This is a genomic window from Pseudonocardia pini, from assembly GCF_013870575.1.
Classification (GTDB): Bacteria; Actinomycetota; Actinomycetes; order Mycobacteriales; family Pseudonocardiaceae; genus Pseudonocardia; species Pseudonocardia pini.
Genome location: NZ_JACBXB010000117.1, coordinates 1 through 10,238, shown reverse-complemented (window position 1 = coordinate 10,238; position 10,238 = coordinate 1). Strand labels below are relative to the sequence as shown.

At 71.9% G+C, this 10,238-nt stretch carries 8 protein-coding genes; 4 read left to right on the top strand and 4 right to left on the bottom strand.

Going from position 1 to position 10,238, the window contains the following annotated elements:
• Positions 1 to 217 precede the first annotated feature (217 nt).
• The 3 genes from H5J29_RS09855 to H5J29_RS09845 are packed head-to-tail and all read right to left on the bottom strand — an operon-like array spanning position 218 to position 2,795.
• Positions 218 to 1,036 (bottom strand): SDR family NAD(P)-dependent oxidoreductase, encoded by an 819-nt coding sequence (locus H5J29_RS09855; RefSeq protein WP_181780622.1) that lies wholly within the window; start codon positions 1,034 to 1,036, stop codon positions 218 to 220.
• Positions 1,033 to 1,863, bottom strand: coding sequence for an alpha/beta hydrolase fold domain-containing protein (locus tag H5J29_RS09850; RefSeq protein WP_181780621.1), 831 nt, complete (start codon positions 1,861 to 1,863; stop codon positions 1,033 to 1,035). Before H5J29_RS09850 ends, H5J29_RS09855 begins: the two co-directional genes overlap by 4 nt.
• Positions 1,860 to 2,795, bottom strand: a complete 936-nt coding sequence (locus H5J29_RS09845; protein WP_181780620.1) for an IclR family transcriptional regulator — start codon at positions 2,793 to 2,795, stop codon at positions 1,860 to 1,862. The genes H5J29_RS09850 and H5J29_RS09845 overlap by 4 nt, the downstream gene beginning before the upstream one ends.
• 146 nt (positions 2,796 to 2,941) lie before the next feature.
• Here H5J29_RS09845 and H5J29_RS09840 point away from each other — a divergent pair, with 146 nt between their 5' ends.
• Positions 2,942 to 3,757, top strand: a complete 816-nt coding sequence (locus H5J29_RS09840; protein WP_181780619.1) for an SDR family NAD(P)-dependent oxidoreductase — start codon at positions 2,942 to 2,944, stop codon at positions 3,755 to 3,757.
• Between the two features lie 69 nt (positions 3,758 to 3,826).
• Here the strand turns inward: H5J29_RS09840 and H5J29_RS09835 are convergent, their stop codons facing one another.
• The gene (locus H5J29_RS09835; RefSeq protein WP_181780618.1) at positions 3,827 to 5,050 is read right to left on the bottom strand and encodes a cytochrome P450; all 1,224 of its coding nucleotides are present in this window, start codon (positions 5,048 to 5,050) and stop codon (positions 3,827 to 3,829) included.
• Positions 5,051 to 5,293: 243 nt separating this feature from the next.
• Between H5J29_RS09835 and H5J29_RS09830 the strand changes: the two genes are divergently transcribed.
• From H5J29_RS09830 to H5J29_RS09820, 3 genes are read left to right on the top strand one after another with little or no spacing between them, the layout of a single operon-like run.
• Positions 5,294 to 7,072 (top strand): flavin-containing monooxygenase, encoded by a 1,779-nt coding sequence (locus H5J29_RS09830; protein WP_181780617.1) that lies wholly within the window; start codon positions 5,294 to 5,296, stop codon positions 7,070 to 7,072.
• The gene (locus tag H5J29_RS36185) at positions 7,069 to 8,721 is read left to right on the top strand and encodes a flavin-containing monooxygenase (protein WP_312858137.1); all 1,653 of its coding nucleotides are present in this window, start codon (positions 7,069 to 7,071) and stop codon (positions 8,719 to 8,721) included. The genes H5J29_RS09830 and H5J29_RS36185 overlap by 4 nt, the downstream gene beginning before the upstream one ends.
• 8 nt (positions 8,722 to 8,729) lie before the next feature.
• Positions 8,730 to 10,163 carry an aldehyde dehydrogenase family protein gene (locus H5J29_RS09820; protein WP_181780616.1) on the top strand — a complete coding sequence of 478 codons (1,434 nt, stop codon included), beginning with the start codon at positions 8,730 to 8,732 and terminating at the stop codon, positions 10,161 to 10,163.
• The last annotated feature ends 75 nt before the right edge of the window (positions 10,164 to 10,238 follow it).

The window sequence follows — 10,238 nt, the reverse complement described above, 5'->3', positions numbered from 1 at the left end:
GCCCGCCCCGCCGCGGACCACCTGGCGCTCCAGCGGGGTGGCGGCGATCTCGGGATCGCCGGTCGCCTGGTAGAGGGCCAGACGCAGTGCGCTCGGCTCCGCCTGCTCCACCGCGGCGCGGATGAGGTGGTCGTCGACCATCGAATGTCTCCTCAGGACTTTCTGACGTGATGTCTGCGTTTTCGGGCACACGGGTGCGCGCGTCGGCGCGGCGGGATCACGACATGGTGACTCCCCCGTTGGGCCGCAGGGTCTGTCCCGTGGTGAAGGCCGCGGCGTCGCTCGCCAGGTAGAGCATCGCGAGCGCGATGTCGCGGGGCGTGCCGGTGGTCTGCAACGGGGCGCCGCTCGCGCGCTGGGTGAGCAGGCGCTCGCGGGCGTCGGTGTCCACGCGACCCTCGGAATCGGTGTAGTGCAGGGCGACCATCGGCGTCTCGACGAACCCCGGCGCGACGGCGTTGCACCGCACGCCCGCCGGGCCGAGCTCTGCGGCTGCGGTCCTGGTGAGATGCAGGACCGCCGCCTTGGTCATCCCGTAGCCGGACAGCCCCGGGACGCCGAGCTCACCGCCGGTCGAGGCGACGTTGACGATGGACCCGCGGCCCGCGGCCGCCATCCGCCGCCCGGCCGCCGCGGTCCCCCAGTAGACGCCGAGCTGGTTCACGTCGATGATCGTCCTGACCTGCGCCTCCTCGGCCTCGGCGAGGGAGAAGTACCGCAGCACGCCCGCGACGTTCGCCCAGACGTCCAGCCTGCCGAAGGCCGCGAGGGCGGCGTCGGCCAGCGCCTCGACCTCGGCCCGGACCGTGACGTCCGTAGGGCACACGAGCGCGGTGTGGCCGGCATCGCGGACGAGCCGGGCCGTGTCCTCGAGGCCCACGGCATCCCGGTCGGCGAGGGCGACGTCCGCGCCCGCCCGGGCGAAGACGAGCGCGGTCTCGCGGCCGATCCCGCTCGCCGCGCCGGTCACGACGGCGGCGCGGCCCGTGAGCCCGAAGGCGTCGAGGACCGTGTCGCGCACTGGGGTTGTGGTCATGTCGTTTGGACCTCCGTGGACGCGGTGACCTCGGCGACGAACCGGCCCACCGAGGTGGCGGCCGCCTCGCTGCCCGAGGCCTCCGGATAGCCGATGTGCCAGGCGTGGGGCAGCCCGTCGTAGAGCTCCAGACGGGCGCCGGGGGCCACCGCGGCCAGCCCGACGGCGTCCTCCCGCAGGCTCTCCGTGGTGCTCGCCTGGACGAGTAGCGGCGGCTGCCGCGACCAGTCCCCGAGCAGGGGGGAGGCGTAGGGATCGGTCGCCGGATGTCCGGCGAGGTAGAGCGCGGCCGCGGTGTCGGCCGAGGCCTTCGGGAACAGGGGGTCGGTGTCCTCGGCGAACGAGGCGGAGGCGTTGCGCAGGTCCAGCCACGGCGAGCACAACACGCCCCCGAGGGGTGCGGGCAGGTCACGGTCCGCGACGGCGAGCAGCAGCGCCGCGGCCAGCCCGCCGCCCGCCGACTCACCGCCGACGACGACGCGTCGCCCGCCCGCCGCGGTGTAGGCCAGGACGGCGTCGAGCAGGGCCTCGGGATAGGGGTGCTCCGGGGCGAGCCGGTAGTCGACGGAGACCACCTCGACACCGCACCGCACGGCCAGGCCCGCGTTCCACCGGCCGAACCCGCGGGCTGTGCCCAGGCGGTAGCCGCCGCCGTGGAACCAGAGCAGCACCGGGTCCTGTGCCGAGACGCCCGGCGGCACGTAGCGCGTGACGGGTACGCCGTGCCACGTCGTCGGGACCACGGACACGCCGGGGCACTCCGGCGTGGCGTCGGCGCGGACCCGGATCGCGTCGAGTGCGGCGTCCGCGGCGGGGCCGCGGGTCACGAGGCGGTCCGCTGCTCGTCGGCCGACGGGACGCGCCCGCCGATCGCCCGGGTGAGCCCGAGACCGGTGTCGACGACCCGGTCGGCGATCCGGCCGATCTCCGCCCCGGTCCAGGTCCCGTGGCAGACCAGGCTGATCGCGAAGACGACCGCGCCGTCCGGTCCGAAGACCGGGGCGATGATCATCTCGACCTCGTAGGTCTCCTCGGGGTGGCTGTCGAGCAGCTCGTAGTGCGTACCGATGGCCTCGGCGAGCTCCTGGACCCGCTCGCGCAACCCGTCGGCGACCGGTCGGTGGTTGTGCAGGGTGATGGCCTCGCCGAACGCGGTGAGCAGTGCGTTGCGCAGGACGACCGCGTACCCACGGGACCGGACCTCGTCCAGCGCGGCGCGCAGTCGGGCGACGGAGTCGGCGTCCGGCGTGCCGAGGACGCCGTCGGGGTGCCGCGATCCGCGCTCCCACCAGCGCTCGATCTCGCCGGGACCGCCGTAGGCCAGCCAGATCTCGCCGAACGGGGGCATGAACGGGATCCGGACGCCGACGGTGAGCCCGCGGGTCCGCTGGGTGGCCCGACCCTCCACGGCCAGGATGAGCAGGTCCTCGCCCAGCACCACGCTGCCGATGCACTCGGAGTCGATCTCGGCGGCGAGCCGGGCGAGCTCGGGGCGGGCGAGGTCGACCACGGGGTGCCGGGCGATCGCGGCGTGGCCCACCGCCACCAGGGCCGGGCCGAGCTCGTAGGTCTTGTGGCGCGGGTGCCGCACCAGATAGCCCTTGTCCAACAGCGCCTGGAGTACCGACGAGAGCGACGACGGGCTCGCGCCGACGGCGGCCGAGAGCTCCGAGAGCGTGAACGCACGACCCGGGTTGGTCGTGAAGTAGTCCAGGACGGAGACGGCGCGCGTGGCCGAACGCGCGGAGGGCGCTGGCATGACCTCACCTCGATGTGGATGCCGATGTCTCGGTCATCTTGACAACGCATCGATTGTTTCGCAACGGTATTCGTGAACCAGGAAGCAATTTCGAAATGACGAAAAATGCCGATGACAGGGTCGTCGTGGGTGAGAGGACGGGTCCGATGATCGATCTGGGGCTGGAGGGCAAGCGGGCCGTCGTGGCGGGGGCGGGGTACAACCCGGTCCGCGCGGGGCACGGACGCTGGTCGGCGCAGCTGTTGGGAGCGGCGGGAGCCTCGGTCGCGTGCGTCGACATCGACGAGGGGCGGGCGAAGGCGATCGCGGCCGAGATCACCGAGGCCGGGGGACAGGCGCTGCCGATCGTCGCGGACGTGCGCGAGCCGGACGAGGTGGTCCGCGCGTTCGACCTGGTCACCGCCGAGTTCGGTGGCGTGGACGTGTGTGTGGACATCGTCGGGCTCGCCACCTGGGACGGGCTGCTGGACATCACCCCGCAGGCCTGGGACGCGCAGCTGCGGGAGAACCTCACCCAGGTCTTCTACGTCTGGCAGGAGGCGGCCCGGCGGATGGTCGGGCAGGGGTCGGGCGGGTCGCTGGTGGCGTTGGCGTCGATCGACGGGATGGTCGCCGCGGCGTTCCACGGGGCCTACGGCGCCGCGAAGGCGGGCGTGATCTCGCTGGCGAAGACCTTCGCCCACGAATTCGGGCGCTACGGCATTCGCGCGAATGTGGTGGCCCCGGGCAATGTCGGCGGCGGCAATATGGATCAGCCGCCGGGGGAGTACGCGGTCAACGGGATCAATCCGCTCGCCGCCCCGCGGACGGTCGACATCGCGAACTCCGTGCTGTTCCTGTGCTCCGATCTCGCGGCTCGCACGACCGGGCAGGTGCTCGTGGTCGACGGCGGCGCCACCACGGCCGAGCTGTGGGGGGTCACCGAGGAGATGCTCCCCGGCCTGCGGGTCGCGCTCCCCTGAGCACGGACCCGCACACGGCGTCGGGGATCGACGCCGTGCGCGGCTGGGTCCGGCCCGCCCCGAACGGTGTCAGAGCTCGGCGAGGATGGGGGTGGGGTGCACTTTCGGACCGGGTGTGTAGCGGACGGGCAGGAAGGCGAAGCCTGCGTTGACGCAGGCGAAGACGTAGGACTCCGCCTTCTCCTGCACCACTTCGTAGTCCGGCAGCCGGGTCAGGAACTCGCGTATGACCGTCTGGAAGATCGCGCGGGCGAGGTGTGAGCCGAGGCAGCGGTGGATGCCGGAGCCGAAGGCGACGTGGCGGTTCGGGGCGCGGCCGAGGTCGACCTGCTCCGGGTTCGGGAACTCCTCCGGATCCCAGTTGGCTGCGCGGTACATGAACCACATGCGATCGCCGCGGCCGATCTTCTCGCCGTGCAGCTCGAAGTCCTGGGTCGCGGTCTTGGCCAGGCCCACCGCGGGGCTGACGTAACGGAGGAACTCCTCGGTCGCGGTGCGGAGGTAGGCGTCGTCGGTGAGCAGGCGCTGCCGTTCCTCGGGCCGGTCCTGGAGCCAGCGGACGGCCCCGGCCAGGAGTCCGGCGGTCGTGTCGAACCCCCCGACCAGGATGTCGTAGACGAGGTCCTTGACCGTCTCGTCGGTGAGCGGCTCGCCGTCGATCTCGGCCGCGATGAGCTCGTCGACCAGCCCTGTCCCAGGCTCGAGACGGCGGGCGGCGATGGTCTCGGACAACCGCTTCTGGATCCCCGGGATGCCCGCCTCGGAGTCGCCGCCGCCGGGCACGCCGGTGAAGGTCTGGTGGATGCGTTCGGCGTAGAAGCGCCAGTCCTCCAGGGGGAGGCCGAGGATGTCGAGCGTGACGAGCGCGGTGACCGGGCTGCCGACCTGCATCACGAAGTCGGCCTCGCCGTCGGTGACCATGTGGTCGATCACCTCGGTGGCGTACCGCTGGATCATCGGCCGGAGCTGCTCGACGACCCCCGGGCTGAAGGGCTTGGCAAGCAGCCTGCGCAGCCCGTCCCACTCCGGCGGGTCCGCCTCGTTCGGCAGGGCGCGGTAGCCCTCGGCCGTCGGGATGGTGAGCCCGCCGGAGAGCTTGCCGTTCTCGTCGGTGAACTTGACCGTCGAGTACCGGTCCCGGTCGCGGAGACCCTCCGTCACCGGGGCGTGCCCGCTGATCAGCCAGTGCCCGTCGTGGCTCTCGGTCCAGCGCACGGGGCAGCCGCGCACCTCGGCCTCGAACTCCGTGGTCCGTTCGCGGTACTCCGGGGAGTGGATGTCGATGTCGGCCATCAGCCCTCCTGCGCTCGCCTCGTCGCGTCGCCCACTGGGTGGTCCGCTGTGCGGAACGTCGTACCAGCGTCGTGCGTCACATCGTGGAGCCGGAGACGCCCCGTGTCAATTCCCTTCGGGTCCGGTGCGCGGAGGTTGACAGTGGGGTCGGTGGCGAGCCAGCATTCAGGAGCAACGCGCGGAACGCTGTACCACTGTGCGGACCGGCTCGCTGACGAGCCGCTAGGAGCGAAGGAGTCACCGATGACCGAGGCCGCAGTCGCGGACGCGCCGCAGGACCACGCCGACCCGACGCGAGTCGCCGCCGAGTGGCTCTCCGCCTTCGAGCGGGCGGCGGGCGCCGGGGACCTCGACGCGCTGGAACGCCTCTTCGTGGCGGACTGCTGGTGGCGCGATCTGCTGTGCGTCAACTGGGACCTGACCACGGCGCGCGGTGTGGCGAGTGTGCGTGAGAGCTTCGGCAAGCGGCTCGCCGCCACCGGGTTCCGCGACATGGTCGTGGCGACCGACGTCCCGGCGGGAGTGGCGGACGGGGTGCTCACCGCCTTCCACGAGTTCGACACCGCGATCGCGCACGGGCGCGGGGTCCTGCGGCTCATGCAGCAGGAGGACGGCGAGTGGCGGGCGTGGACGTTCCTCACGGCCATGCAGGACCTGCACGGGCACGAGGAGCAGCGCACGTCCGTGCACGACGCCGCGCGCGAGAAGCACAACCAGCCGGTCGAGCAGCGGGAGACGTGGACGCAGTACCGCGAGCGCGAGCGCGAGTTCGCCGACTCCGAGCCCACGGTCGTCGTCGTCGGAGCGGGGCACGCGGGACTGAACATCGCCGCCCGGCTCGGCCACCTCGGGGTGCCCACACTCGTCCTCGAGCAGACCCCGCGCGTCGGTGACGTCTGGCGCAACCGCTACCACAACCTCTCGCTGCACGACACCAAGTGGTACGGGCAGATGCCCTACCTGAGCTACCCGGACAACTGGCCCGTGTTCGCGCCCAAGGAGATGATCGCGGACTGGTTCGAGGCCTACGCGTGGATGCTCCAGCTCAACGTCTGGACGAACAGCGCGGTCCAGAGCGCGACGTACGACGAGGCGGCCGGTCGGTGGACGGTCACCGTGACGCGCGACGGCGAGACCCGGGAGCTGCACCCCAAGCACGTCGTGTTCGCGACCGGCGCCTTCGCAGGCGCCCCGGACATCCCGGAGCTGCCGGGCGTCGACCGGTTCCGTGGCATCGCCGTGCACTCGAGCGCGCACGCGGGCGGGCGCGGGCTCCAGGGGAAGAAGGTCGTGGTCGTGGGCACCGGCGCGAGCGCCCACGACGTCGCCCAGGACGCCTGCGAGATGGGCGCAGACGTGACGATGGTCCAGCGCGGCCCGACCTACGTCATCTCCAGCCAATACGGCGTGCCCGCGATGCACGAGGCGCTGTACAGCGAGTCCAGCCCGCCGGTGGAGCAGTCCGACCTGGTCGCCCTGTCGTTCCCGTGGCACCTGTTCCTCGAGACCGCCGGGCCGGGCGTCCAGCAGCTCGCCGAGATCGACAAGGAGCTGCTCGACGGGCTGCGGGCCGCCGGTTTCCGGCTGACCGACGGCATCAACGGCTCCGGCCTCTTCGGGCTCAGCCTCATCCGGGGCGGGGGCTACTACATCGACAAGGGCTGCTCGCGGCTGATCGCCGACGGCCGGATCGCCCTGCAGCACGGCGAGGTCGAGCGCTTCACGCCGGACGGCGTCGTCTACTCCGACGGCACGGAGGCGCCCGCCGACATCGTCGTCTTCGCCACGGGGTGGCCCAACATGCGCGACACGATCCGGCCGATCGTGGGCGACGACCTGGCGGACCGGCTGACCACGGTGTGGGGGCTGGACGAGCAGGGCGAGATCAAGGGCGTCTTCCGCCCGTCCGGGCACCCTCGACTGTGGTTCATGGCGGGCGGCTTCCAACAGTCGCGCTACGGCTCGAAGCTGCTCGCGCTGCAGATCAAGGCCGTCGAAGAGGGGCTGCACGAGTTCGCGTGAGCACACCGCACACCACCGTCGAGGAGGACACCGTGAGCACCGGGGACGAGCGGAACGGGCGCCACTACGACGTCGTCGTGGTCGGCGCCGGGATGGGTGGCATCTACGCGATCCACCGCTTCCGGTCCCAGGGCCTGTCCGTACTGGGCATCGAGGGCGCCCCGGACGTCGGCGGCGTCTGGTACCACAACGCCTACCCCGGTGCCCGGGTCGACATCGAGAGCGCTAACTACTGCTACTTCTTCGATCCCGAGCTGTACCGGGAGTGGAGCTGGACGGAGCGCTACGCGGCCCAGCCGGAGATCCTGGCCTACCTGCGCCACGTGGCCGACCGGTACGAGGTCCGCCCGCACATCGCGTTCGAGCAATGGGTGAACGGCGCGCAGTGGGACCCGGAGTCGAACCGCTACCACGTCACCACCGACGCGGGCCTCGCGGTGACCGCGCAGTTCCTGGTCATGACGAGCGGTCAGCTGTCGAAGGCGCGGGACCCGGACTTCCCGGGTCTCGCGGACTTCCGCGGCGAGTGGTTCCAGACCTCGCACTGGCCGCACGAGCCGGTGCAGCTGGCGGGCAGGCGCGTCGGCGTGATCGGCACCGGCTCGTCCGGGGTCCAGACGATCACCGCCGTGGCGAAGGAGGCCGCGCACCTGCACGTCTTCCAGCGCACCCCGAACTACTCGGTCCCCGCCTACAACCGGCCCGCGGACCAGCGCAAGTACGCGCGGCTCGCGAGCAAGGTCGAGGAGGTCTACCGGGAGATCATGCAGACCCCCGGTGGGCTCATCCTGCCCCCGGGCCGGGGCTCGTCGAAGGACTACACCGCCGAGCAGATCCAGCAGATGCTGGAGGAGCGCTGGGCGTTCGGCGGCCAGTCGCTCCTGTCGCTGTTCACCGACCAGGGCATCGATCCCGAGGTCAACGAGGTTGTGGCGGAGTTCGTCCGGACGAAGGTGCGCGACACGGTGCGGGACCCGGAGACCGCCGAGCGGCTCGTCCCCGACGCGTACCCGATCGGCGTCCGGCGGCTGTGCATCGACACCGGCTACTACGAGACCTTCAACCGGGACAACGTCACCCTGGTGGACCTGCGCGAGGAGCCGATCGAGCGGCTCGTCCCGCAGGGCATCCGGCTGGCGAGCGGACGTGAGATCGAGCTCGACGTCGTGATCTTCGCGCTGGGCTTCGAGGCGTTCACCGGGGCGCTCGACGGGGCGGACATCCGCAACGAGGAGGGGCGCAGGCCCAGCGACAACTGGACCCGGGGCCCGCGGACCTTCCTCGGCCTGACGACCACCGGGTTCCCGAACCTGTTCCTGGTCACCGGGCCCGCCAGCCCGTCGGTCCTGGCCAACATGAACGTGGCCAACGTGCAGCACCTCGACTTCGTCGCCGACCTCGTCGCGCACATGCGGGAGCGCGGGTACGAGCGGGTCGAGCCGACCGTCGAGGCCCAGGACGAGTGGACGGAACACGTGGCGTCGATCGCGGAGCCGATGCTCCGCCGCAAGGTCGACAACTACATGGTGCACGTGAACCGGGACGACGACTCCCGCGTCTTCATCCCCTACCCCGGCGGGTTCGGGGACTACGTCACGCGGTGCCAGGCCGTCGTGGACGACGGCTACGCCGGTTTCGACTTCAAGTAGGAGCACACGTGCACACCTCGTACCAGCCGTTCGTCGACGGGGAGCCGGTCACGGCGACCGGCGGGACCTTCGTCACCCGGAACCCGGCCGACGGCGAGGTGCTCGCCGAGGTCGGCAGGGGTCTCGCGGCCGACGTGGACGCGGCCGTCCGGGCCGCCGAGCGCGCACTGCCCGCGTGGTCGCGGCCGAAGCCCGCCGAGCGCGGCCGGATCCTGCTGCGGCTGGCCGCCGTCCTGCGGGAGCACGCCGACGAGCTGGCCCGGCTCGAGACGCTGGACAACGGCCAGGCCCTGGTCCAGTCGCACGGGGACGTCGAGACCGCGGCCCGGTACTTCGAGTTCTACGGCGGCGCCGCGGACAAGCTGCACGGCGAGACCATCCCGCTGGGCGCGGACTACCTGTCGTACACGGTGAACGAGCCGTTCGGCGTGGTGGGTTTCGTGCTGCCGTGGAACGCGCCGCTGAACCAGGCCGCACGCGGGCTCGGCCCGGCACTCGCCACCGGGAACGTCGCCGTGGTCAAGCCCGCCGAGGACACCCCGCTCACGTCGCTGGAGCTGGCCCGGCTCGCGCTCGAGGCGGGGGTGCCGCCCGGCGTCCTGAACGTGGTGCCGGGCTACGGGCACGAGGCGGGGGCCGCGCTCGTCGAGCACCCCGGCGTGCGCAAGATCGCCTTCACCGGCTCGGTCGACACCGGGGCGCTCATCGCCCGCACCGCCGCCGACCGGCTCGTGCCGGTGACCCTGGAGCTGGGCGGCAAGTCGCCGAACATCGTGTTCCCGGACGCGGACCTCGACGCCGTGGCCCGGAGCTCGTGGATCGGGTTCACCTTCAAGTCCGGCCAGGTCTGCTCCGCCGGGACCCGGCTGCTGGTGCACGCCGACGTCTACGACGACGTCGTCGAGCGGCTGGTCACCCGGGCCGCCGGTGCCACGCTCGCCCCCGGTCTGGAGAACCCCGACCTCGGCCCGCTCGCCACCGCCGCCCAGTTCGAGAAGGTGACCGGCTACCTCGAGCTGGGTGTCGAGGAGGGGGCCAAGGTCGCCGTCGGCGGCGGCGTCCCCGACGACCCGGCGCTGCGGGCGGGGCACTTCGTCCAGCCGACGATCTTCACCGAGGTGGAGAACTCCATGCGGATCGCCCAGGAGGAGATCTTCGGCCCGGTGCTGTGCGCCATCCGGTTCACCTCCGACGAGGAGGCGGTGCGGATCGCCAACGACACCCGGTACGGCCTGGCGGCGGGGGTGTGGACGACCGACCTGTCCCGCGCCCACCGCGTGTCCGCGCAGCTGCAGTCCGGTCAGGTGTTCGTCAACGAGTACTTCGCGGGCGGCGTCGAGACCCCCTTCGGCGGCTTCAAGTCCAGCGGCTACGGCCGGGAGAAGGGCTTCGAGGCACTGAAGCACTACACCCAGACCAAGACCGTCACCCTGCGGGTCTGACCGTGCGGAGCACGATGCAGGACGGTCCTCTGACGGTCGGTCGGCTGCTCCGGCACGCCGCCGCGGTCCACGGCG

Bases quoted from the DNA above. Each gene is read 5' to 3' on its own strand.
- H5J29_RS09830 (WP_181780617.1), top strand. From the start codon at position 5,294: ATGACCGAGGCCGCAGTCGCGGACGCGCCGCAGGACCACGCCGACCCG.
- H5J29_RS09855 (WP_181780622.1), bottom strand. From the start codon at position 1,036: ATGACCACAACCCCAGTGCGCGACACGGTCCTCGACGCCTTCGGGCTC.
- H5J29_RS09840 (WP_181780619.1), top strand. From the start codon at position 2,942: ATGATCGATCTGGGGCTGGAGGGCAAGCGGGCCGTCGTGGCGGGGGCG.
- H5J29_RS09845 (WP_181780620.1), bottom strand. From the start codon at position 2,795: ATGCCAGCGCCCTCCGCGCGTTCGGCCACGCGCGCCGTCTCCGTCCTG.
- H5J29_RS09835 (WP_181780618.1), bottom strand. From the start codon at position 5,050: ATGGCCGACATCGACATCCACTCCCCGGAGTACCGCGAACGGACCACG.